20 protein-coding genes are annotated in these 22,958 nt (G+C 66.7%); 5 read left to right on the forward strand and 15 right to left on the reverse strand.

All coding sequences use genetic code 11. The features are described from left to right. Positions 1-7 precede the first annotated feature (7 nt). The 3 genes from ACZ47F_RS08445 to ACZ47F_RS08455 are packed head-to-tail and all read right to left on the reverse strand — an operon-like array spanning position 8 to position 7,264. Positions 8-568 carry a penicillin-binding protein activator LpoB gene (locus ACZ47F_RS08445; protein WP_464924292.1) on the reverse strand — a complete coding sequence of 187 codons (561 nt, stop codon included), beginning with the start codon at positions 566-568 and terminating at the stop codon, positions 8-10. Between the two features lie 35 nt (positions 569-603). Then, positions 604-4,353 (reverse strand): tetratricopeptide repeat protein, encoded by a 3,750-nt coding sequence (locus tag ACZ47F_RS08450; protein WP_464924293.1) that lies wholly within the window; start codon positions 4,351-4,353, stop codon positions 604-606. A 16-nt stretch (positions 4,354-4,369) separates the two neighbouring features. After that, entirely contained in the window at positions 4,370-7,264 is a 2,895-nt protein-coding gene (locus tag ACZ47F_RS08455) for a bifunctional glycoside hydrolase 114/ polysaccharide deacetylase family protein (RefSeq protein WP_464924294.1), read from the reverse strand. 188 nt (positions 7,265-7,452) lie between these two features. On the opposite strand from ACZ47F_RS08455, the gene ACZ47F_RS08460 reads away from it, so the two are divergent. After that, positions 7,453-8,298: a TatD family hydrolase gene (locus tag ACZ47F_RS08460; protein WP_464926605.1), complete on the forward strand. Its 846-nt coding sequence runs from the start codon at positions 7,453-7,455 to the stop codon at positions 8,296-8,298. Positions 8,299-8,359: 61 nt separating this feature from the next. Beyond that, positions 8,360-10,333 (forward strand): molecular chaperone HtpG, encoded by a 1,974-nt coding sequence (gene htpG, locus ACZ47F_RS08465; protein ID WP_464924295.1) that lies wholly within the window; start codon positions 8,360-8,362, stop codon positions 10,331-10,333. A 154-nt stretch (positions 10,334-10,487) separates the two neighbouring features. Here the strand turns inward: htpG and ACZ47F_RS08470 are convergent, their stop codons facing one another. The 6 genes from ACZ47F_RS08470 to rpsP all read right to left on the reverse strand — a co-directional run bounded on the left by ACZ47F_RS08470 (position 10,488) and on the right by rpsP (position 14,445). Beyond that, positions 10,488-11,456, reverse strand: coding sequence for a CobD/CbiB family protein (locus ACZ47F_RS08470; RefSeq protein WP_464924296.1), 969 nt, complete (start codon positions 11,454-11,456; stop codon positions 10,488-10,490). Positions 11,457-11,465: 9 nt separating this feature from the next. Then, positions 11,466-12,176 carry an NUDIX hydrolase gene (locus ACZ47F_RS08475; RefSeq protein WP_464924297.1) on the reverse strand — a complete coding sequence of 237 codons (711 nt, stop codon included), beginning with the start codon at positions 12,174-12,176 and terminating at the stop codon, positions 11,466-11,468. Between the two features lie 91 nt (positions 12,177-12,267). After that, a complete protein-coding gene (gene rplS / locus ACZ47F_RS08480) occupies positions 12,268-12,669 on the reverse strand; it encodes a 50S ribosomal protein L19 (RefSeq protein ID WP_464924298.1) in 402 nt (133 codons plus the stop codon). A gap of 92 nt (positions 12,670-12,761) precedes the next feature. Continuing rightward, positions 12,762-13,526, reverse strand: coding sequence for a tRNA (guanosine(37)-N1)-methyltransferase TrmD (gene trmD, locus ACZ47F_RS08485; RefSeq protein WP_464926606.1), 765 nt, complete (start codon positions 13,524-13,526; stop codon positions 12,762-12,764). An 18-nt stretch (positions 13,527-13,544) separates the two neighbouring features. Next, positions 13,545-14,087, reverse strand: coding sequence for a ribosome maturation factor RimM (rimM, locus tag ACZ47F_RS08490; RefSeq protein WP_464924299.1), 543 nt, complete (start codon positions 14,085-14,087; stop codon positions 13,545-13,547). Positions 14,088-14,184: 97 nt separating this feature from the next. Continuing rightward, the gene (rpsP, locus tag ACZ47F_RS08495; protein WP_464924300.1) at positions 14,185-14,445 is read right to left on the reverse strand and encodes a 30S ribosomal protein S16; all 261 of its coding nucleotides are present in this window, start codon (positions 14,443-14,445) and stop codon (positions 14,185-14,187) included. Positions 14,446-14,591: 146 nt separating this feature from the next. On the opposite strand from rpsP, the gene ACZ47F_RS08500 reads away from it, so the two are divergent. Continuing rightward, positions 14,592-15,125, forward strand: coding sequence for an N-acetyltransferase family protein (locus ACZ47F_RS08500; RefSeq protein WP_464924301.1), 534 nt, complete (start codon positions 14,592-14,594; stop codon positions 15,123-15,125). A gap of 10 nt (positions 15,126-15,135) precedes the next feature. Next, positions 15,136-15,561: an NINE protein gene (locus tag ACZ47F_RS08505; protein ID WP_464924302.1), complete on the forward strand. Its 426-nt coding sequence runs from the start codon at positions 15,136-15,138 to the stop codon at positions 15,559-15,561. A gap of 24 nt (positions 15,562-15,585) precedes the next feature. Here the strand turns inward: ACZ47F_RS08505 and folK are convergent, their stop codons facing one another. Genes folK through ACZ47F_RS08530 form a run of 5 tightly spaced genes read right to left on the reverse strand, consistent with a single transcriptional unit; the run spans position 15,586 to position 20,083 of the window. Further along, positions 15,586-16,092, reverse strand: coding sequence for a 2-amino-4-hydroxy-6-hydroxymethyldihydropteridine diphosphokinase (gene folK / locus ACZ47F_RS08510; protein ID WP_464924303.1), 507 nt, complete (start codon positions 16,090-16,092; stop codon positions 15,586-15,588). A 6-nt stretch (positions 16,093-16,098) separates the two neighbouring features. Continuing rightward, positions 16,099-17,538: a polynucleotide adenylyltransferase PcnB gene (gene pcnB, locus ACZ47F_RS08515; protein WP_464924304.1), complete on the reverse strand. Its 1,440-nt coding sequence runs from the start codon at positions 17,536-17,538 to the stop codon at positions 16,099-16,101. Beyond that, positions 17,535-18,209, reverse strand: a complete 675-nt coding sequence (locus ACZ47F_RS08520) for a histidinol-phosphatase (protein WP_464926607.1) — start codon at positions 18,207-18,209, stop codon at positions 17,535-17,537. Before ACZ47F_RS08520 ends, pcnB begins: the two co-directional genes overlap by 4 nt. A gap of 30 nt (positions 18,210-18,239) precedes the next feature. Beyond that, the gene (gene hda / locus ACZ47F_RS08525; protein WP_464924305.1) at positions 18,240-19,022 is read right to left on the reverse strand and encodes a DnaA regulatory inactivator Hda; all 783 of its coding nucleotides are present in this window, start codon (positions 19,020-19,022) and stop codon (positions 18,240-18,242) included. A 2-nt stretch (positions 19,023-19,024) separates the two neighbouring features. Beyond that, entirely contained in the window at positions 19,025-20,083 is a 1,059-nt protein-coding gene (locus ACZ47F_RS08530; RefSeq protein ID WP_464924306.1) for an AI-2E family transporter, read from the reverse strand. 195 nt (positions 20,084-20,278) lie between these two features. Here ACZ47F_RS08530 and purM point away from each other — a divergent pair, with 195 nt between their 5' ends. Next, entirely contained in the window at positions 20,279-21,322 is a 1,044-nt protein-coding gene (purM, locus tag ACZ47F_RS08535; RefSeq protein ID WP_464924307.1) for a phosphoribosylformylglycinamidine cyclo-ligase, read from the forward strand. A 13-nt stretch (positions 21,323-21,335) separates the two neighbouring features. Here the strand turns inward: purM and ACZ47F_RS08540 are convergent, their stop codons facing one another. Further along, on the reverse strand, positions 21,336-22,853 hold the full coding sequence (locus ACZ47F_RS08540) for an AMP nucleosidase (RefSeq protein WP_464924308.1): 1,518 nt from the start codon (positions 22,851-22,853) through the stop codon (positions 21,336-21,338). Positions 22,854-22,958 lie beyond the last annotated feature (105 nt).

Consider the following 22,958-nt stretch of genomic DNA (forward strand, 5'->3'; position numbering starts at 1 on the left):
GCGAGGCTCAGGATTTGGCCGCCGCGGTGGTCACGCTGATGCCGCGCAGCAGCGCCTCGATCTGCGACTGCCCCACGGCAGACAGCGCCTGATAGCCCCAGCCCGAGCGCCCACCGCTGGCGCTCCAGACCACCTGACCGCTGGGCACATCGGTGACCTGCAGGGTGAGTCCCACAGCGGGTTCGCTGTCCACCCCTGTCTTGTAGCGCCACTCGGTGACCGTGCCCGACAGCGCGTAGCGCGCGCCCTGCTGCCTGGCCCAGGCCAGCGCCTGCGCGCTGCTGACCGCGGGCTCGGCATCCAGCGGGTTGTCGCCAGCTTTCTGAGGATAGACCAGCACATCGCGAAGACCCTTTTGCTGCAGCAGCGATACGGTGATGGCCTGCGCCCGGCGCTCGACCATCGGCACGTCGGTGGCGTTGGCCAGCGGCAGCACTGCGATCTTGGTGTCCGCCGGGATCGAGAGCGTCTGGGCCGGCAGGGCGGTCACGGCGCAGCCGGCCAGCGGCAGCAGCGCAGCGCCAAGAAGGCCAAGCGCCAACCGGCGCGTTGGAGAAGCAATGGTCATGAAACTCTCCTGCATCATCAAAGAAAAAAACGCGGTCAGCGGCCGAACCACAGCCGGTATTGCACACTCCACTGGCGGTTCAGACCCGAGGTGTTCTGCTGGCGCTGGTAGCTCAAGGACAGTTCATCCGGGCCGAAAACCGGGCCGTGGATGCCCAGGTTCAGGTTGTTGGTCAGCCCCAGTCTGCGCGATTGCAGCACATCGATTTCGGCATACGGCAGCCAGCGGCGGGTGTAGGTGTCGCTGTGCGCCATATTGAAACCCAGCCCCAGGCCGAACACATCGTCCCCGGCCGGGATGAAAAAGGCCGCATTCGGCGCGGCACCGCTCGGAACCAGTGGGGCGTAGGGGGGCAGCGGTGGGTCGGCATTGGCGCTGAACCGGTTGGAGTATCCGAGCAGCCTGACGCTGAGGTCAGGCTCTTCCCGGCGCAGCCACAGGCCGAGCTCGAACTGAGTGCTCGTGCCATGCCCGAGTGGGTCGCCGCGGCGGGTGTCGTACTTCATCACCGTGGTGCTCAGGTTGGCCCAGGCACGGCCGAGGTCTCGCGACAGCCGAAGCAGCAGCCGGTCGCGGCGGCCTGCGATCTGCAGCGGGCCGGATTCGTCGGCCACGGCGTTGTGCTCGGCCTGCAGTTGCGCGCGCACATTGCCCGGCAGCTGCGTGGCCGCGTCGATGCGCCAGCCGTTGAGTGGGCCCACCGCGTTGTTGTGCGTGAGTGCGGCACCGATTCGCGTGTGCTCGCCTTGCCACTGCGCGCCGATCTGCACCTCGCTCCAGGTGGAGGGCACACCGACCAAGGCGGCGGGGTTGTTGCTGTGCATGGGCTGACGGCTGGCCTGCGCCAGCACGCGCCACTGCTCGCCGAGCTGCAGCGACAACCGCAGCACCGGCCCCTGCCGCACCACATTGTCGATCTGGCGATGTTCCAGCGTGAGCGTGGCGCGGTGCGCCAGCGCGAGCTGCTGCTCGACGGTTTGCCGCGCCAGTGCCTGCAGCGCCGGGTTGTCCTGTCCGCGTTCGGCTGCGGCCTCCAAGACCTGTTCGGCTGCGGCTAGCGCCTGCAGCGGGCGGCCTGCGATGCGCTGTGTCTCGGGCTTGTCTTGCGGCAGCAGGTGGCGCGCGGCACCTTGCTGCAAGAGGCGATCGACCGCCTGCCGGTCGTTGTCGCGCAGCGCCATCTGCAGCTCGATCGACTGCCGCGCCGCTGGGGTGAGGACGCGCCGCGCCAGCCACCAGCGCGCGGCCGAGTTGGTGTCCAGCCGCAGCAGCCAGTCGGCAATCGCGGCGTTGGCCTGCAGGGTTTGCTGGCTGGTCAGCGTGCCGCTGCGAAGCTTGTCGCGCAACTGGGCGAGCAACGCCTGCTGGCCGGCACCGTCCAGCCGCCCGTGGCTCAGGCGCAGCCGGGCGAGTAGGTCGTCCAGATCCCTGTCGGTGGTTTTGCCAGGTGCGGCAGGCTTGTGCGGCAGTTGCAGCAGCGCCCAGGCCTGGTCGTAGGCCGCCCGGGCGCGGCGGCTGTCGCCAGCTTGAGCGAGCAAGTCGCCGTAGTTCAGCAGCCAGAGCGGGTCGGTCTTCCTGCGGGGGTAGAGGGCCTGGCTGTAGCGCAGCGCGGCAGCGCTGTCGCCCACGGTCTGCGCGGCGGCGGAAAGCACGTCCAGGCCATCGGGCAGGCCCTGCAGGCCGCGGGCGTACCGTGCCATGTCCGTCCGCAGGGTGTCGAGCTGATTGGCGTCGATCTCCATCCACAACAGCGCGATCTGGTTGTCGGTGTTGTTTGGCGACAGGCGCAGCGCGGAGCGCAGATCGGCCAGCGCCAGATCGTCGCGGCCCAGCGCCCGCCAGACCTGCGCGCGGGTGGCGTACATCTGCGGCTGCTCGCGCAGCGGGGCGCCGGCCTCGCTGTCCAGCACCACGCGCTGCCACTGGTCGATGCCCTGCTGGCTGGGTTGGCGCACCAGCGCCTGCAACCACAGCAATGCCAGCGCCTCGGACGGCGCCTTGTCCCAGGCCTGCGGCAGCAGGTACAGCGCCACGGCATCGCCCTGCGATTTTTGGGTGAGGATGATGAAGCGCTGCAGCTGATAGGGCTTGATGTGGTCGCGCAGATCGGGGGTGTTCCAGAGGCTGCCGTAGGCGGCTTCGGCGCGGCGTTGCTCGCCCATGTCCCAGGCGATGTCGCCCAGCAGCCCTTGATGCGTGGCAAGCAGCACCGCGTCGTTGCACGGGGCAGTGTGTGCGGTGGCTGGCCCGTCCACCTGTGCCCAAGCCAGACGCCCGGGGCCGCAATCCAGCCGGCTGGGTAGGTGTTGTGTGGCCTCGAGCACCCGCAGCGCTTGCTCGAACTGGCCGTTTTGCAGCAGCGTGATTGCATAGTCGATGCTGCCGCGCAGGTCGAGCGTGCCGCGGCGCAAGGCCTCGGCGTAGGTGGCCAGCGAGGCGTCGATGTCACCCAGATTGCCCAGCAGCCAGGCCAGCGGCGTGAGCACCGCAGGTTCCTTGACCGCAGCCTGACGCAGGATGCGCGCCGCTTGCTCGGGGTGGCCGCTGGTTTCCAGCACCTGTGCATACTGCAGCCACTCGGTGGCGCTCAGCGTGGTGTGCGCTGCGCGCTGTTCCCAGTAGGTCTCCAGACCGCTGCTCGAATACAGCGCAAGGGCGAGGCGGTGGAGCTGGTCGAGCGCGTGACGACTGAACTGGGCGCGCAGCAGCGCGACCCACTGCTGCATCGCGGCCTCGGGTTGGCCGCTCCATTCCAGCACCTGCGCGCGACGCTCGGCCCAGGCGCGGTTGCCCGGCTGCCTGGCGAGCGCGGAGTCGGCCAGATGCACCGCGCCGGCCAGATCGCCCCCAGCGAGCAGCACCTGCCACGCCAGTTCGATTTGGGGCGGGGTGAGCGTCTGGCCGAGCTGGGCGGCGGGTGCATCGAGCGGGGCTGCCTGCTTCAGCCAGCGCGCCGCCTCAGCGGGCTGATTGGCGCCCAGCGCCAGCCGCACCATGAACCAGGCCATGTCGGAGGCGATTGGACCCGAGCCGAGCGCAGCGGCGGTCTGGCGGTAGGCCAGCGTCGGCTGGTTGGCAGCGAGCAGCGCGTTTGCAGCCGCGCGGATCAGGCCGTCGCGCTCGGCCGGTGTGACCCGGCCCCTGGCGGTGTCGAACAGCACCTGCGCGGCCAAGGCTTGGGCATGCAGGCCGACGAGCAACTGCCCCGCCTGCTGCGCGGCCGCTGGCGGCAGTGGCAGGAAGCGGGTGATCATTGCTGCCAGCCGCTGCGCGGCATGCGGCGCGTCCAGCCCCAGCAGCAACAGCACGGTGTCGCGCCAGGCAGAGTAGCTGTCGGGCTGGGTGCGCTGCAGCAGGATCAAGAGCGCGTGTCGTGCCTGCGCCTCCTTGACGGGCTGGTGCAGTGCCCTGGCATCGAACCAGCGCGTCTTCCAGATTTGCAGCCGCAACGCATCGGCCTGAGGGCTTTGCAGCGTGCCCAGCACGTCCAGTGCCTTTTGCGGCTCTCCGATGCGCATATAGCGCTGCGCCAGCATCAGCCGCAATGCGATGTCGTCGCCGCGTAAGTGCACCAGGTGGCGCAGGTAATCGATGGCCAGGGCGTTGTCGCTGCTGGTGGCCAGCAGGCGCATCAGACTCTGCCCCGGATAGACCAGCGCCAGTGTGCCGGCGCACAGCAACCCCAGCCCAAGCAGGGCGCCACGCGGAAACAGACGACTGCGCTGCGGATCATCCGGAGAGATGTGCAGCGGATCGCGTGCGGCGGGGTTGGAGCGATCCTGCATCGGCACCAATTGTCGGTCAGGCCCGCCTCAGGATGAGGTCGACGGTAGTCCCGTTGCTGCGCACACGCACTCCCGCTGGCGTGCTGTCCACGGTGACCCCGCTGGCGCCCTGGGCCGACCATCCGGCCGGCAGATCGAAAACCGCCTCGACCGGCAGATGGCCCTGCAGTCGCAGTTGCACCGTGCCGCCGGTTTGCACGGCCCATTGAGTGAGATCGGCATTGGCATCGACCAGCCTGGGCACGGCTGCGCTGGCGGTACCGGTCTGCAGGATGACCTCGGCCGCACTGGCATGCAGATACCGCCGTTGCCCATGCGCGTTCCAGCCGACGAGATTGCGGCACTGTGCCAGCACGGGCCTGGCGGCCGCGACCGGCTGCGCCCATTGCCGTAACTCTGTGCCGCCGCGCAGCCGCCAGCCGCCGGCCAGCCGCCGCGCCACCGTGGCCCGCCGCCAGTCCAGCACGCTGCGGAAATATTGGCGGCCGTAGATCGCGTGAGTCGACTGTTTGAGGACCCACTGATACACCGTGTGCAGGCTTTTCGCTCCGGCCGCCTTGGTGACGATGTAGGGGTGGTAGTAGATGTCGATCGGCTTGAGGCGGCGGGGAGAATCGGTCATCTGATAGCTCTCGATCACCCGCTCGAAGCCGAAGTAGGAGCCGGTCCAGTTGTGCGTAAAGTCCTCTTCGTTCGACTGCGGGGCGTAGACCTGAAAATACTTGCCCTTCGGGATCCCCATCGGCCAGATGCTAGACAGTGTATGCTGGGTCTTGCTGATAGACGCGCCGCCAGACGCGCCGCCGCCGTTGATATTGCCCAGGCCGTACTCGTAGGCCATCGCCACAGCCTCATTCGGCGGATTGCAGTCACCGGGCCAGAGAATCATGTCGCACTTTTTGCCTGGTGGGCAGAGCTTCTCATTGATGTACTGCGCCGCCTCGATGACATTGCTCCTGGTGCTGAAGGTGTAGTTGGGAAGCGGCAGGTAATTGCCGTAGGGATAGTTTTTTGTCTTTTTGCCGAGGCTGTGGGTCTCGCTCGCTGCAACCCAGTTGAATGGATGCGACCAGGTATGGCTGCCCACCTCGACCCACGGCAGTGCATACATGCGCCGCGCCCATTTCTGCGAGGTGTCGGCCAGCTTGGGATACAGTCCCTCATGGCTGATCTCGCCGATGATCACCGAGGCCAGGGTGGGCACCTTGTACTGTTCGAGGAATTCGCTGACCAGCACCTCGCAGGCCAGCGGCGAACCGGGCCGCTCGCAGGCGTTGGGCCAGCCGTCGCCGTCGAAATGCACAAAAAACACTCGTCGCCCGGTGCGGGTGGTGATGTCGGGCATGGGGTCTAAACCCACGCGCAGCGCAGCGCGGAAGAACTCCACCGGGTCGATCGCCCAGCGGGTGCCGGTGTTGCCCGGGAGGTTGAAAACCCCGAACGCTCCAAGCGCATAGCCGCCCCAGGGAGTGATGGCCGCGCCGTCCATGGTCTGTCCGTCGGCGCCGGTGGCCTGCAGCCAGACTTGCGACCCAGGCCCGGCGACCAGCCTCGCGGTGTCTTGCGCACTGATTAGCGGGATGACCTCGCCGTTGGGCGTGTCCGGCTGGCGCTGTACCTTGATCGGCGCGACCAGTGGGTCTTTGCCGACCTGCTCGCCCAGCTCGGCCAGCACATCCAGATCGGCGTATCCGAGCACGGCCACCGGCACGCCTTCGGCCTTGGCGCGCTTGAGCAGGGCACGGATGTCTTGCGGCACCTTGCCGTCGTCCGGGTAGAGCACGATGGCCGCATACCGACCGGCCAGCGGTTCGGTGATGGCTGGCGCGCCGACATAGCGATATTCAGGAACCAGGCCGAGATATTCCATCGGCATGGCGCCATAGAGGTGCGCGCTCTGCGCCTGTAGTTCCGGACTGTCGCCCTGTTCGCAAGAATGCAGCAGCAGCACGCGGCGCGGCACCAGCTCGACCGTGCCAACTCCCAGACTTTCCAGCGAAGGGTCGGCCACCCAGGGGATCAGGCCGTGCGCGGCGATCTGCTGTGCGGTCTGCCTGGCCAGCGCCCGCTCATGGGGCGCGCAGTAGTCGATCGCAACGCAGGGCAGATGGAACCGGGTGCGCATCTCGCCAAACCGCGCAAGCAGCCACTGGCGATCGGACGCGCTGACCTCGACATAGCGCGAGTTGCCCTGATCCCAGCTGCGGTAGAGCGATTCCGCCGCAACCGCGAGGATGCTCGGCGCCAGAGTGGCATCGACTAGTTCGAAGCCGCGGTTGAGCATCAGCCGGATGCCCGGAAAAGCGGCCACCAGGCTGTGCAAGGTTTTGGTGAGCGCCTGCGCCTGCTGCTGCCGGGCCTGTGGGGTCTTGGCCAGCAGTTGGTATGAATCGAGGGTGTCGAGAAAAAAGGCGCGAAACCCCGCATCCCACAGCGGCTTGACAATGCGATCGCGCAGAAACTGCGGCCAGCCGGCAGCGGTCTGATCGACCACGCGCGAACCCCAAGCGGCGTTCGACGCGGGCAGCCAGGCCTTGGGCATGTCGGGGTAGTACGGGCGCTCGGTCGTGACTTCGCCAACCGACACATACGCCAGCGCCTGGGTGTCCGGCCCGAGCGCGGAGACGATCTGCGCGTCCTGCACCAGCGCGTGCTGCGGCTCGAGCACCACCCAGTCGAACGCACGCAGATCGTCCACCGGGATGCGCGCGCCGTAGTAAAACGCCACGGCAGGCAGATCGCCAGTTTGCGCCTGCGCCCGGCAGTCGGGGCATTGCCCGCAGGAGCAGGCAGCTGTCGCCTTGCCCGCGGCGGCGCCGAGCACACCCAGGCCGAGCAGGCCGCGGCGCCCCAGCGGGTTGGCAAGTCGTCGGCACAGGGCGAGGGATTGAAGAAAATTGCGACGGCGCATGAGCAAATCGAGAGAATGTGTGGCTCTACAACGGGTAGAGGCAACCAAATACATGTGAACCAATGAACGCAGATCCATGATTTTCCAGATTTTTCAAGGACATGACCGCAATTGATTGCAAATTTCGGTTTGGGCTGTGACTTTTTTCACCTCTATGTGAACAGGCAAACCCGATGTCGCCCCACCCGATCTGGCTCGACACCCATGCGCATCTCGATGCGGCCGAATTCGGCGGCCGGGGGGTGGAGATCGCCGCGCGTGCGCGGCAGGCCGGGGTGGCAAGCGGGGTGATTCCGGCGGTGGAGCGCGGCAATTTCGCCGTGGTTCTCGCTTTGGCCCGGCAGTGCGGCTGGGCGTATGCGCTGGGCATCCATCCGCTTTACGTCGACCGCGCGCAGGAGGCGGATCTGGACGTGCTGCGCCGGCAGGCGGAACAGTCGCTGGCAGACCCTGCGTTCGTTGGCATCGGCGAGATCGGGCTGGACTTTTTCGTCCCCGGACTGGACAGGGACAGGCAGCAGCATTTCTACGCGGCACAGCTGCGCATCGCCCGTGATCTGGATCTGCCGGTGATCCTGCATGTGCGCAAGTCGCAGGATGCCTTGCTGGCCGGGCTGCGCCGCTTTGGGTTCGCCGCCGGTCGGCCTGCGGGCATTGCCCATGCGTTCAACGGCAGCATGCAGCAGGCGCAGGGCTTCATCGATCTGGGCTTTGCACTGGGCTTTGGCGGCGCGATGACCTTCGAGCGCGCCCGCAACATCCGCCGGTTGCTGGCGAATGTGCCGGATACCGCACCCGTGCTCGAAACCGACGCCCCCGACATCCCGCCGGTCTGGCTGTACCGGCCGCGCGGCATGGCCTGCGACCAGGCGCCTGTGCCCAACGCGCCGGAACACCTGCCCCGCATCGCACAAACTCTGGCGGAACTGCGCGGCTGGTCGGTCGAGCAAACGGCAGCGCAGACCACGGCCAATGCCCTGCGCGTGCTGCCGCGGCTGGCCGGGGTGCGCGATCTGGCGGCAGCCAGCCCTTGATTTTCGGGGTGCCCGACCGCATGTCTTGCCCCGGTCTTTTTCCGTCCAATTTTCTTCCGCCATGAGCACAGAACAAACCACCGAAGCCCCCGCCAGCGCGCACACCCACGCCTTCCAGGCCGAGGTACGCCAGTTGCTGCATCTGGTCACGCATTCGCTGTACTTCAACCGCGACATTTTTCTGCGCGAGCTCATTTCCAACGCTTCCGACGCCTGCGACAAACTGCGCTTCCAGGCGATCGACGATCCCGCGCTGATGGAGGACGACCCCAATCTGCGTATCCGCATCACGGTCGATCCCGACAAGCGCCTGCTGACCATCAGCGACAACGGCATCGGACTCAGCCTGGAAGAGGCGGTGGAACACCTGGGCACCATCGCCAAATCCGGCACGCGCGAGTTCATGCAGAAGCTCGGCGACAAGCAAAAGCCCGATGCCGCGCTGATCGGCCAGTTCGGCGTGGGCTTCTACTCGGGGTTCATGGTGGCCGACCGCATCACCGTCGAGTCGCGCAAGGCCGGCATGACCGAAGACCAGGGGGTGCGCTGGGTGTCCGACGGCACCGGCGAGTTCACCGTGGAAACCATCACCCGAAAGCAGCGCGGCACTGATGTCATCCTGCACCTGCGGCCCGATGCAGAGGACACGCCGCACGAGGACAAGATCGACAAGTACCTGCGGGTGTGGACGCTCAAAGACCTGATCGGCAAATACTCCGACCACATCTCCCTGCCCATCGAGATGCGCAAGGAAAAGTGGGACGCAGAGCAGAGCAAATACGTCGCCACCGACGAATGGGAACAGGTCAACAGCGCCGCGGCGCTGTGGACGCGCAGCAAGTCCGAGATCACCGACGAGCAGTATCTCGAGTTTTACAAGCAGCTCAGCGGAGACAGCAACCCGCCGCTGCGCTGGACGCACAACCGGGTTGAGGGCCGTAGTGAATACATCCAGCTGCTCTATATCCCGTCCAAGGCGCCGATGGATCTGTGGGATCGGCAGCAAAAGGCCGGGGTCAAGCTGTATGTCAAGCGCGTGTTCATCACCGACGATGCCGACAGCCTGATGCCCACCTACCTGCGCTTCGTGCGCGGGGTGATCGACAGCAGCGATCTGCCGCTCAACGTCTCGCGCGAGATGCTGCAAGAAAGCCGCGACGTGCGCGCGATCCGCGAGGGGTCGGTCAAGCGGGTGCTGTCCATGCTCGAAGACATGGCCGCCAGCGACGATCCGGCCGAGCGCGACAAGTACGCCACCTTCTGGCGCGAATTCGGCGCGGTGCTCAAGGAAGGTTTCGGTGAGGACTTCTCCAACCGCGATCGCCTGGCTAGGCTGCTGCGCGCGGCCTCCACGCACAACGAAGATGACGTGCAGAACGTGTCGCTGGCCGACTATGTGGCACGGATGAAAGAGGGCCAGAAAGCGATCTACTACATCACCGCCGAGACGCCGAAGATTGCCCGCTCCAGCCCGCAGCTCGAAATCTTCCGGCAAAAGGGCATCGAGGTGCTGCTGCTGACCGACCGGGTGGATGAGTGGATGCTGGGCTTTTTGCACGAGTTCGACGGCAAGCCGCTGCAGTCCGTGGCGCGCGGGGCAGTCGATCTCAGCGAGGTCAAGGGCGAGGACAAGACCGAGGCGGCCAAGGACGACAAGGCGCAGTCCGCCGACCATCAGGCCCTGATCGATCGCTTCAAGCAGGCGCTGGGCGAGCGGGTGCAGGATGTGCGGGTGTCGACGCGGTTGGTCGAGTCGCCAGCCTGTCTGGTGGCCACCGAGGACGGCATGAGCACGCATTTAGCGCGGCTGCTCAAGCAGGCCGGGCGCGAGCCGCTGGCGACCAAGCCGGTGCTCGAAATCAACCCGCGCCACCCGCTGGTGCAGCGCGTGGCGCAGGACGAAGCGCATGCCGCCGATCTGGCGCAGGTGGTGTTCGACCAGGCCTTGCTGTCCGAGGGCGGACAGCTCGACGATCCGGCCGCTTATGTCCGCCGGGTCAATGCGCTGCTGGTGGGCGAAGCCAGCGGCCAATGACCGGGGCTGCGCCGGCGCGGCCAGAAGTTGTGAATCTTTCTGCTGCGTAGCCCGCTGGCCACAAAGCGCGATGCTCTGGCCTTGCCGATCTGCGCAATATGTCGCGGCCCTGCGCTCCATGCGCATGGGCTACGCGTACCGAAATTTTCATGACTCAGCTCAGCCAGCTCACCACGCTGAGCATGGCCAGCAGCAGCATCCACAGCAGCACCGAGCGCCACACCAGACCGACCACATTGCGCAGATGCGCCGGCTGGGGCGTGGCGCCAGGCATGGCGGGAATGCCCAGATCCGCGGGGGCGCTATCGCTCTCCTGCGTCCATCGGGTATCGGTGGGCGCAGCCGGTGCGCGGGCCGCCGTGGCGCCCAGGCGGATGCCCACCGCCCCGGCCGCTGAGGCCAGCATCACTCCGGTGTTGCGGTTCGGCCACAGCTGGGCATAGCCGCGCCAGACATCCACTGCGTCCTCGAAATTGCCGACGATGGCATAGCCGATCGCGGTCAGCCGCGCGGGAATCCAGTCGAGCAGGTCGAAGGCCTTTTGCGCAAAGTTGCGCAAGGCCGGGCTGGCTTCGCTGTCGGGGTGGTTCCACTTGCCGGCCACATAGTCGCTGAGGCGGTAGAGCACCGCGCCGGCCGGGCCGATCGGCAAGATGAACCAGAAAAACACCCCGAGCACGTAGCGCTGGACCGACACCAGCGCGTGCTCGATGGTCTGCTGGGTGATGTCGCTGGTGCTCATGTCTACCGTGTCGAGCGCCTTCCACTGGCGCAGCAGGCTGCGCGCAGTGGCCGTGTCATTGTGGTTGAGCGCATCCTGGATATCGGTGAAAAAGTGGCTGAACTGGCGAAAACCGAGGGTGAAATACAGCACGGCGACATTCCACGCCAGCGCCAGCAGCACGCTGTGGTGCAGCGCCAGCAGATAGATCGCCAGCGTGAGCAGGGTCGGCACGAGCACGGCGATGAACCAGGCGGCCACACCGTGGCGCGACTGGCCGGCGTCGAAATTGCGCGAGGCCGTATCGGCCAGGAGTTGCCGCAGCCGGTAGACCGCGCTGCCGGGCCCCAGGGGCTTGAGCTGCTCGATCAGCAGCGCAATCAGAACGGAGAGAAAGGCCATGTACCTATCCTACGCAATCAGCAGGCGGTAGAGATTGCGCAGCATCGCGGCGGTCGCGCCCCAGATCACGTAGCGCCGCGTGCCGGCGCTGTAAGGCATCACCAGAAAGCGCCGGCGCAGCGCGGCAAATGGCAGCATGGTTTGTGAATCGGGCGCCCATTGCCGATGCTCGTGATGGCGCGGGTCCATCAGAAACGCCAGCGGCACCTCGAACACTTCGCTGACCTCCGCGGGGTGTGGCTGCATGCCGGCCGCGTGCGGCAGCAGCGCTACCACCGGAGTCACTGCGTAACGCGACACGGTGCGGTACAGCGGCAGGGTGCCGAGAACTTCCACGCCTGCTGGCTGCAGATGGATTTCCTCCTGCGCCTCGCGCAGCGCCGTGACGGCGGGGTGCAGATCATGGCGGTCGCGGCGACCCCCGGGAAAGCTGATCTGCCCGGCATGCTCGTGCAGATCCGGAGTGCGGCGAGTGAGCACCACCTGTAGACCCTGAGGCCGCGGTACCAGGGCGATCAGCACGGCGGCGGTGCGCAGCGGCAATGTGCTCAGGTGCTGCATGTCCTCGAACAGTTCGGGCTGCCACGGTGGGGGATCGGCAAAGCGACGCCGCAGCCGTTCCGGGGTGAGGTCGGCCTGCGGCACAGCGGGCAGATCGGTGTCGCGCCGCAACAATCGCGCTTGTTCGGGGTCGATGATCGGGACGCGTGAGTTGGACAAGGTCGGCGCCGCAACAAAAAAGCCGACGTGCACTGCAGCAGGTCGGCTTGTCGGCTGCGCCCTGCAGGGCAGGGCGCTTGGAACACAGGGGTCAGGCCTGCGCTGCGTCGTCCCGCTGCGTCGCAGCCGAGCGAAGCACGAGCTTTTCCTTGATGCGCGCCGACTTGCCCGAACGGTTACGAAGGTAGTACAGCTTGGCCCGGCGCACGTCACCACGGCGCTTGACCTCGATCGAGGCGATCTGCGGCGAATAGAGCTGGAAGGTGCGCTCGACGCCTTCACCGGCGGAAATCTTGCGCACGATGAAACTAGAGTTCAGGCCGCGGTTGCGCTTGGCGATCACCACGCCTTCATAGGCCTGGTTGCGCTTGCGGTTGCCTTCGACCACCTTGACCGACACGACCACGGTGTCGCCGGGGTTGAACTGGGGGAAGGTCTTGCCGGCGCTGAGGCGGGCGATCTCTTCCTGCTCGAGGGTTGCAATCAAATTCATGGGGGGCTCCGTCGATCTTGCTGCCCGGGTTGTGGATTCGGAAATGGGCCAAGGCATGTGTGGCATGTGCACCTGGCAAGAGCAGCAGAGGATCAAACTGAGAAAGTATATCCCAGTCCGGCGAGGAAGGCCAGGTCGCTGGCGGTCAGCAGGCCCTGCCGGCGCAGCCGGTCGAGCAGATCAGGGCGGCGTTGCAGTGTCAGGCGCAGTGACTGCTCGCGCCGCCAGCGCGCAATGCGCGCATGGTCGCCGCTGAGCAGGACATTGGGGACCGGTTCGCCGTGAAGCCGCTCGGGGCGGGTGTAATGCGGACAATCGAGCAGACCGCTGGAAAAGCTGTCCTGTTGCGCCGACTGCGCGCAACCGAGGACTCCGGGCAGCAGGCGGCTGACCGCGTCCAGCAGCGCCAGCGCAGGAATTTCGCCGCCCGACAGGACAAAGTCACCCAGACTGATCTCGGCATCCACGCGCCGATCGATGAGGCGTTGGTCGACGCCTTCATAGCGGGCGCACAGCAGCGTGGCACCGGACGACTGTGCCAGACTCTCCACCAGCGCCTGATCGATGCGTCGGCCGGTAGGGGTAAACAACCAGACCGGCGCGGTGGGCAGCGCGGCTTGCTGTCTGGCCGCGGCGATGGCATCGAGCGCACGTTCCAGTGGCTCGGCAAGCATCACCATACCGGGCCCGCCGCCATAAGGGCGATCGTCCACGGTGCGATGCGGGTCGTTGGTGAAGTCGCGCGGGTTCCAGCAGTGCAGTTGCATCTGCCCGGAGTCAAACGCGCGGCGCGACACACCATGTTGCCCGAGCGGATCGAAGTAGGCTGGAAACAGACTGATGACGTCAAAGCGCAGCATGGCACGGGCGCCGGTTCAGTCGTAGCTGGCATCCCACTGTGCGACGATGGTCTTGGACGACAGGTCGACCGTGTCGATGTAGCTCTGCACGAACGGGATCAGCCGCTCACGCGGCTTGGCGCCGGGCTCGCCGACGGCAAACTGGACCCGCAAAATGGCGTGCGCGGCGCTGTCGAGCAGACCGATGACCCTGCCCAGTTCCTCGCCCTGCGGATTGACCACCTGACAGCCGATCAGATCGGCCCAGTAAAACTCGCCCTCCTGAGTAGGCGGAAAATCGGACCGCCGTACGGCCACCAGATGACCACGCAGGGTTTCGGCGGCGTTACGGTCGTTTGCGCCCTCGAACAGAACCACGACCGTACTGCCGTGCCGCCGCGCCAGGCGCACCTGGAACGGGCGGGCGCTGGTCTCGAACCCCGGGCGGCTCAGCCACCAGGTCTTGGCTTTGAGCAGCGCAGCAGCCTGCGGATCGTCCGGTGCTACCTTCACCCAGCCGCGCACGCCCCAGGCGTCGAGTACATGGCCGACTTGGTACAGATCATCCGGCGTGGTCACGGTGTGTTGCAGGCAGCGTGCGAAAGACAAAAGCGGCGGGCGACTTGCAGTCGGCCCGCCGCCATGCAGTCTCGGAAAGTCTTGGAGCCTGGATCGATCAGGCCGCGGCCGGCGCCGATTTCTGCGCCGTCTTGACCAGGCGCTGCACCGTGGGCGAAACCTGCGCGCCGACGCTGGTCCAGTGATGCAGGCGGTCTGCGGCGATGTGCAGCGGCACCTCGGCGCCACGGGCAACCGGGTTGTAGTAGCCCAGACGCTCGATGTAGCGGCCGTCGCGACGGCTGCGCGAGTCGGTGGCGACGATGTGGTAGAAGGGGTGCGACTTGGCGCCGGCACGGGTCAATCGGATCACAACCATTTTGCTTCCTTGTCAAAAAACGGGGCCAGCGGGCGGGGTGGCCGGTGTCTGTCTGCGCGCATGTTTCTGGCGCGGCTCGCGCCCACGCCATGCCCTGCTCGGATAAACTCACCATTATAAACAAGACCCACCAGAGCACAGCTGCCATGCCGGAATTTTTGGTACGCCCCGCGACCGCCGCCGATCTCCCGTCGATTGCCGACATCTACCGTCATCATGTGCTGCACGGCACTGGCACCTTCGAAACTCAGCCACCAGACGAGACCGAGATGCGCCGGCGTCTGCAGGAGGTGACCTCGCGCGGGCTGCCCTGGCTGGTTGCCACGCAGGGGCGGGAGGGGCTGGTGGCAGGCTTCGCCTATGCCAACTGGTTTCGACCGCGCGAGGCGTTTCGCCACACGGTGGAGGACTCGGTCTACATCGCTGCACAGGGGCAGCGCCAGGGCCTGGGCGGGCGTTTGCTCGACGCGCTGATCGACGCCTGCGCCGCGCGCGGAGCGCGGCAGATGGTTGCGGTCATCGGCGACGCCGACAACGCGGGATCGATCGGCCTGCATCGCAGCAGAGGGTTCAGCGAACAGGGCCGACTGCCTGCGGTCGGGTGGAAATTCGAGCGCTGGCTCGATGTGGTGCTGATGCAGCGTCCGCTGGGCCCCGGTGCCCAGACCCGCGCGGCCTGAGGACCTGCCCATGACCCGACCCACATCCTTCAAGAACCGCTTTGTCGCTGCCGTGCTTGCCCTGTTCACCGGCGTGCTGGGCGGCCATCGTTTTTATCTGCACGGCGGGCGCGATCCGTGGGCCTGGGCGCACTGCCTGCTGTTCGCCATAGGGCTGTGGGGGCTGTACCGCTTCGTGTTGCTAGGGCAGGACGACCTGCTGACCTGGGCGCTGCTGGCAGTGTTCGTCGCCATGGTGATTGCAGTGGCGGTACAGACCCTGGTCATTGGCCTGACCGCCGACGACAAGTGGGATGCCCGCTGGAACGCCGGCGAAAGCCGTCGCAGCGCCAACGGTTGGGGGCCAGTCCTGGTGGTGGTTTTCACCTTGTTCATGACCGTGGGTGCGCTCACCGGCGGGCTGGCCTATGTGCTGCAACGCTTCTTCGGCGGTTGAGAAGTCGTCGGCCAATCCGCGGTGTCACAACGGCCCGAGACGCACCACCGCCTGACCTTCGGCGATGCGCCGTGCGGCCAGTTCGGCAACCGGAACGTCGTCCAGCCGGCCTTCGGGCCAGATTTCGGCCAGCGGCGCCAGCACGAAGGCGCGCTGCGCCATGCGCGGGTGCGGCAGGGTCAACCGCGGTGATCGACGTTGCAGACTGCCGTACATCAGCAGATCCAGATCGAGCGCACGCGGGGCGTTGTATTCGCCTTGTGGCCGAACCCGCCCCATGCGCTGCTCGATGTCGAGCAGGGCGCCGAGAAGCGCATCGGGTGGCTGAGCGGTGTGCAGCCGGATGACCGCGTTCCAGTAGTCCGGCCCGGTCGATTGCTGGGGCGCGGTCCGGTACAGGCCGGAGCGGGCCACGACCCGCACCAGCGGCAAGGTGTCGATCGCTTGCACCGCCGCGCGCAGCGTGGCCGCGCCGTCGCCCAAGTTGGCACCCAGGGCGACGAAGGCCACCACTTCGTCTGTGCAGGACATCGTGCCTCAGACCTGCGGCGGCGCACCAGGCGTGGGGTCGGCAGCGCCGTCGGCCGCCGGCTTCTTGCGGCGGCGGCGACGTTTGGCCTTTGCCGGCGCACCGGTCTGCGGCACACTGGCAAGCATCTGCGCGCGGCCCTCGGCATCGGCCAGCTGGAACGCTTCCCACCACTGCGCCAGCTCGGCGTCGGCCTGGCCGCTGTGGGCGCGCAGGCTGAGAAAGTCGTAGGCGGCACGAAACCGCGGATGCGCCACCAGGCTGTTGGCATAGCGTGGGGTGCGGCGATCGAAGCGCGACTGCAGCGACCAGATTTCGCGCATGTCGGTGGCGATGCGCCGCTGGATCGCCAGGCGCTCGGCCTGCGCGGCGAGCACGTCGTCGGCGGCCTGATCGAGCGCCATCAGCGGGGCCATGCCTTCGGCGCGCAGAGCGTTCCAGCGCTGCTCCACGTCGTGCCAGAGCAGACAGGCGAACAGGAAGCTGGGGCTGGCGGTCTTGCCCTGCGCGATGCGGGCGTCGGTATCTTCGAGCGCCGCGGTGATGAATCGCTCGCCCTCGGGCTTTTCGAGCACTCGATCAAGCAGTGGCAGCAGACCGTGATGCAGGCCCAGGCGGCGCAGCTGCTGCAGCGAGGCGACCGCATGGCCGGTCTGCAGCAGCTTGATGGTCTCGTCGAACAGTCGGGCAGCCGGCACATTGGCCAGCAGATCGGCACAGTCGGCAATCGGCGCGAGTGTGGCGGGCTCGATGTCGAAGCCCAGCTTGGCGGCGAAGCGGGCGACGCGCAGCATGCGCACTGGATCTTCGCGGTAGCGCGTGGCCGGGTCACCGATCATGCGCAGACGCCGCTTGCCCAGATCGTCCATGCCCTGGTGATAGTCGATGACCAGGTCGCGGATCGGGTCGTAATAAAGCGCATTGACCGTGAAGTCGCGCCGCTCGGCATCGTCGTCGAGCGTGCCCCAGACGTTGTCGCGCAGCACCCGTCCGCTGCTGTCCACGGCTAGCGTCTTGTCGGCCAGCGTCTTGCGCGCGGTGCGCTCGTTGCCCTGGACGGCCTCGACTGCCTGCGCGTCGTGCAGTGCGCGGTAAGTGGACACTTCGATGACCTCGCGGCCGTACACCACGTGCACGATGCGAAACCGCCTGCCGATGATGAACGCGCGTTTGAACAGCGGCCTGACCTGCTCGGGTGTGGCGTTGGTGGCGACGTCGAAATCCTTGGGCTTGTGACCCAGCAGCAGGTCGCGCACCGCGCCGCCGACGATGTAGGCCTCGTATCCGGCATGCTGCAGGGCCTGCACGGTAGCGCGCGCATTGGCCGGGATGCGGCTGGCGTCGATCTGGTGCACGCTGCGGGGCAGTTCGCGGCGTTGACCGCGGCGCTGCACTGTGTCTTGCGTCTTGTCGGACTTGAACAGGCGGGAGATGAATTTTCGGATCATGGATGGTGCAACTGCAATGTGGGCCAGCCTTTTTCGCGGGCGACCTGGGCCAGCAGCGGATCGGGGTGAACGACCACAGGGTGCGTGGCTTGTTCGAGCAGCGGACGGTCGTTGATCGAGTCGCTGTAGAACCAGACCTGGTCGAAGTCGTCCCAGTCCAGCCCCAGCGCCTGCAGCCACTGCGCAGTGCGCGTGATCTTGCCTTCGCGAAACGAGGGCACGCCCACCCAGTTGCCGGTGTACCGGCCTTGGGCATCGCGCTCGAGTTCGACGCCGATGAGATGCTCGACGCCGAAGGCATCGGCGATGGGGCGGGTGACGAAGGTGTTGGTGGCGGTGACGATGCAGCACAGATCGCCCGCCTGCTTGTGGCGGTCGACCAGTTGTCGCGCCGCGGGCTGCATTTGCGGCAGCACCACCTCGCGCATGAACGCGGCCTGCACGGCCTGCAGCTCGGCCGGGTCGCGTCCGGCGATGGGCTGTAGCGCAAAACGCAGGTAGGCGTCTAGGTCGAGGGTGCCTGCTTTGTACTGACGGTAGAACGCCTCGTTCTGCTGGCGATGTTGCTCGGCGTCGACCCAGCCCAGCTCCGCGACGAACTGGCCGAAGGCGTGGTCGGAATCGAAGGGAATGAGGGTATTGTCCAGGTCGAACAGGGCGAGTTTGCGCATGGAGTGGGCGGGCATGGGTGTGGCTTGCGCTCAGGCGACTTCGACTGGGGCGGCCTGCAGCAGGTGCGGCTGCTGCGCCAGCAGTGATTTGAGCAGAGGCACTGTAGCCGGGCGCTGCATCGCCAGAGCATAGCGGTCGAACGCGGCCATCAGTACCGCCAGGCGCGACAGGTCGCGACTCAGGTGGGTGAGCATGTAGTGCAGCAACTCCGGGCTGAGCGCGTATCCCCGATCGTGGGCTAGACGCTGCAGCACGCGGGCGCGCACCGTGTCGTCCGGCGGGCTTAGGCGCAGCGCCAGGCCCCAGCCCAGCCGGGTGCGCAGATCGGCTCGCAGCGGCAATGCCGCAGGCGCGGCATCACCGCACGACAGAAACGCGATCCTGGCGGTGCGCGCGGCGTTGTATAGGCCGAACAGCCAGTCCTGCTGCCAGTCGCACAGGTGCTGCACATCGTCCACAGCCAGCAGCCCGCCGGGCTCCTGCGCCGACAGATCGGCCACATCGGGCCAGGCGGATGCCGGGCTTTGTGGCGTCAGGCGCAGGGCCCAGCGGCCCTCGCGCTGCAGCGCATGGCAGGCAGCCCACAGCAGGTGGCTCTTGCCGCTACCGCTGCTGCCCCAAAGGTAGAGCGCGGCATGCCCGCGCTGGCGCAGCAGATCGGACACTGCCTGCCGCGCCAGCGCGTTGTCGCGCTGCGCGCCCGGATCGAAGTTGTCCAGTGTCTGACCCGGCTCCCAGTCCAGCGGCAGGATGTGCTGGCGCGCGGCCAGGCTGCACTGGCCGTCGGATGGCGAAGTTGGACGAAGGGGCATGGTCAGACGTACAGCGCGCTCTGGCGGTACCAGTTCAGTAGCCGGCGGGCCACGACCAGCAGTACCGAGCCTGCGGGCAGCGCCAGCAAGACGCCCCAGAACCCAAACAGCGTGCCAAAGGCCAGCAGGATGAAAATGACCAGTAGCGGGTGCAGTCCGATGCTGTGGCCAACGAATCTGGGCGTGACATAGAGCGACTCGATCAGCTGGCCAATGCCGTAGACCACGGCCACTGCGATCACGCCATACCAGCTCAAGAACTGCAGCGCGCCGGTGAGCAGCGCCAGCAGCAGCCCCAGCCCAAAGCCGACATACGGCACGAACACCGCCAGCCCGGTGAAAATGCCCACTGGCAGCGCCAAGCTGAACCCGGCGATTGCCAGCCCGGCCGAGTAATAGAACGCCAGGATCAGCATCACCAGCAGCTGACCACGCAGGTACTGGCCGAGGATGACATCGCAGTCGTGAAAAAAGCGCAGCACCGGATCACGGTGGCGCGGCGGAATCAGCTCGCTCAGCCGCTGCAGCGTCTGGCTCCAGTCGAGCAGCAGGTAGAACGCCACCACTGGAATCAGCGTCAGATTGCCCAGCAGCACCAGCAGGCTGATGCCGCCGACACTGGCCGAGTGCAGCAGCAACGCCAGCCAGCCCTCGCCATGCGTGCTCAGGTACTTGGAGAGGGTCTCGCGCACGCTGGCCGGGTCGAAATTGACCTGGATATCAAAGCGCGCCAGCAGCGGCGTGCCCCAGTTGACGATGGTCTGCAGCAGCAGCGGAAACTTCTCGCGGATCAGCGGCACGATCTGGCTGACCACTGGCACCAGCAGCAGAAACAGGCCGACGAACAACCCGATGGCCATGATGATTGCCAGCGCCGCGCCCAGCGCCCGCGGTACATGGTGCCGCTTGAACCTTTCCACCAGCGGGTGCAGCACATAGGCTAGGGTGATGCCGACCAGAAACGGCATCAGGATGCTGCCCAGCAGCCAGACCAGCCATAGGGCGACTGCCGCGATCCCGAGCCAGATCAGCGCGTGTTTGAGCGAGGGGGATAGGAACATGAGGCGCAGGACATCTCGTCGCGAAGGAGGGCACGCGGGTGCCGCTGAACGGGGCAAGGCGCGCGTTGCCGAGAGCGCACTCTAAAATCCACCGGTTGCCATTTTATGCAGTCCCTGCCGCCCGACCGCGGTCCCATCCTGCGCGTGCGCAGCCGCCCCTTGCGCCAGTTGTGCCGTTTCTCCGGACCTTTCAACATGCAAAACCCCCCCTTGACCTATCGTGACGCCGGCGTGGACATCGACGCCGGAGATGCGCTGGTGGATGCCATCAAGCCGTTGGCACGGCGCACGCTGCGCGACGGCGTGCTCGCTGGCATCGGCGGCTTTGGTGCGCTGTTCGAGGTGCCCAAGCGCTACCGCGAGCCGGTGCTGGTGTCGGGCACCGACGGCGTGGGCACCAAACTCAAGCTGGCGTTCGAGTGGGGCCGGCACGATACGGTGGGCATTGATCTGGTGGCGATGAGTGTCAACGACGTGCTGGTGCAAGGCGCCGAGCCGCTGTTTTTTCTCGACTACTTCGCCTGCGGCAAGCTCGCGGTGGACACCGCCACGCAGGTGATCGGCGGCGTGGCGCAGGGCTGCGAGCAGGCCGGCTGCGCGCTGATCGGCGGCGAGACCGCGGAAATGCCCGGCATGTACCCGCAGGGCGAATACGACCTGGCGGGCTTTGCGGTCGGTGTGGTGGAAAAAAGCGCCATCGTCGACGGCCGCAACATCGTGCCGGGCGACCGTGTGATCGGTCTGGCCTCGAGCGGGGCGCATTCCAACGGTTATTCGCTGGTGCGCAAGATCATCGCCCGCACCGCGCCGGCCGACCTGCCACAAACCCTGGACGGCAAGGATTTTCGCAGCGCGGTGATGTCACCCACCCGCATTTATTGCAAGCCGGTGTTGCAGGCGCTGGCGCGGCACCCGATCAAGGGCATGGCGCACATCACCGGCGGGGGCCTCAGCGAGAACATTCCGCGCGTGCTGCCAGCGAATGTGCAATGCGTGCTCAACCCCTCCACCTGGGGGCAGACCGAGCTGTTCGCCTGGCTGCAGCGCGAAGGTGGCATCAGCGACGTCGAGATGCGCCGCACCTTCAACTGCGGCGTGGGCTTCGTGCTGATGGTCGCGGCGCCGGACGCAGACGCCGTGCTCGGCACACTGCGGGCGCAGGGCGAGACCGGCTGGATCATCGGCGAGATCGTCGCGCGGCCGTCTGCCGACGCGCACCAGGTGCGCTACACCACCTGACACCACGCCCGGCTCACTGGAACGCCACCTCGTCGAAACTGCGCAGCTTGCGGCTGTGCAGCCGTCCCATGCTCTGCTGGCGCAGCCGGGCGATCGCCCGCAGGCCGATGCGCAGGTGCTGCTCGACCTGTTGGCGGTAAAACTGGTCGGCCATTCCCGGCAGCTTGAGCTCGCCGTGCAGCGGCTTGTCGCTGACGCACAGCAGGGTGCCGTACGGCACGCGGAAACGAAAGCCGTTGGCCGCGACCGTGGCGCTTTCCATGTCGAGTGCAATCGCCCGGCTCTGGCTAAAGCGGCGATCCGGGCCGGGGTAGGGCAGAAGTTCCCAGTTGCGGTTGTCCGTGCTGGCCACGGTGCCGGTACGCAGCACGCGCTTGAGCTCATAGCCGTGTAACTGGGTGATGTCGGCCACCGCGCCTTCGAGTGCCTGCTGCACCTCGGCCAGCGGCGGGATCGGCACCCACAGCGGCAGCTCCTCGTCAAGCACATGATCCTCACGCACATAGCCGTGCGCCAGCACATAGTCGCCCAGGCGCTGCGAGTTGCGCAGCCCGGCGCAGTGACCGAGCATGATCCAGGCATGTGGCCGCAGCACGGCGATGTGGTCGGTGATGGTCTTGGCGTTGGCCGGGCCGACGCCGATGTTCACCAGGGTGATGCCGCTGCGGTCGGGCAGGACCAGATGATAGGCCGGCATCTGCGGCAGCCGTGCCGGCGGCTGGCCGCAGGTCTGCGCAGGGGCATCTGCACGGGCGCGGGTAGTGATGACATGGCCTGGCTCGACGAACGCGGTGTAGGGCGGCTCGTCGTCCGTCGCACCGCCGGCGGGCCGGGCCATCAGCGCATGCGCCAGACGGACGAATTCGTCCACATAGAACTGGTAGTTGGTGAACAGCACGAAGTTCTGGAAATGTTCCGGCGCGGTGCCGGTGTAGTGCTGCAGGCGGTGCAATGAATAGTCGATGCGCGGCGCGGTGAACAGCGCCAGCGGCAGCGGCTGCGCGGAGGGCGTCTCGTGCGTGCCGTTGGCGATGCCGTCATCCATCGCCGCCAGATCGGGCAGATCGAAAATGTCGCGCAGCTGCTGGCGCTGTTCCGGGCTGAGCTGGCCCTCCACATGTGCCTGCCCGGCAAAACTGAAATGCAGCGGAATCGGCTGCTCGCCCACGCCGACCTCCAGCGCCACACCGTGGTTGGACAGCAGCAGCTGGAACTGCGTGCGCAGATAGTCGGCAAACAGGTCCGGGCGGGTGAGCGTGGTTTCGTACACCCCGGGTGCGGCAACGAAACCATAGGCCAGGCGTGAATCCGGCCGCGCCACGGTGTCGATGCGCACCCGCACCGCCGGATAGCAGGCGCGCACCCGGCCCGGCGACAGGGTGCCGGCGATGAACTCGGCGAACTTGTCACGTAGATGCGCCACTGCGGCTGCATAGAGCGCCTGCACCTGTTCCAGTGCAGCCTGCGCCTCGGTGAACACGGCGCTGGGGACAAGTGCAGGGCAATGCAGGGCGTGCTGGCGGTGCGGCATGATGTGGGCAAGGCGTGAGGATGAGCGCTATTGTCCACCGGGATGTTTTCATCGTCATGGCGAAACGTCGTTGGCGAGGAATCGAATATGCTTACCCGGTCCCCA

This window comes from Thiomonas islandica, assembly GCF_055383445.1.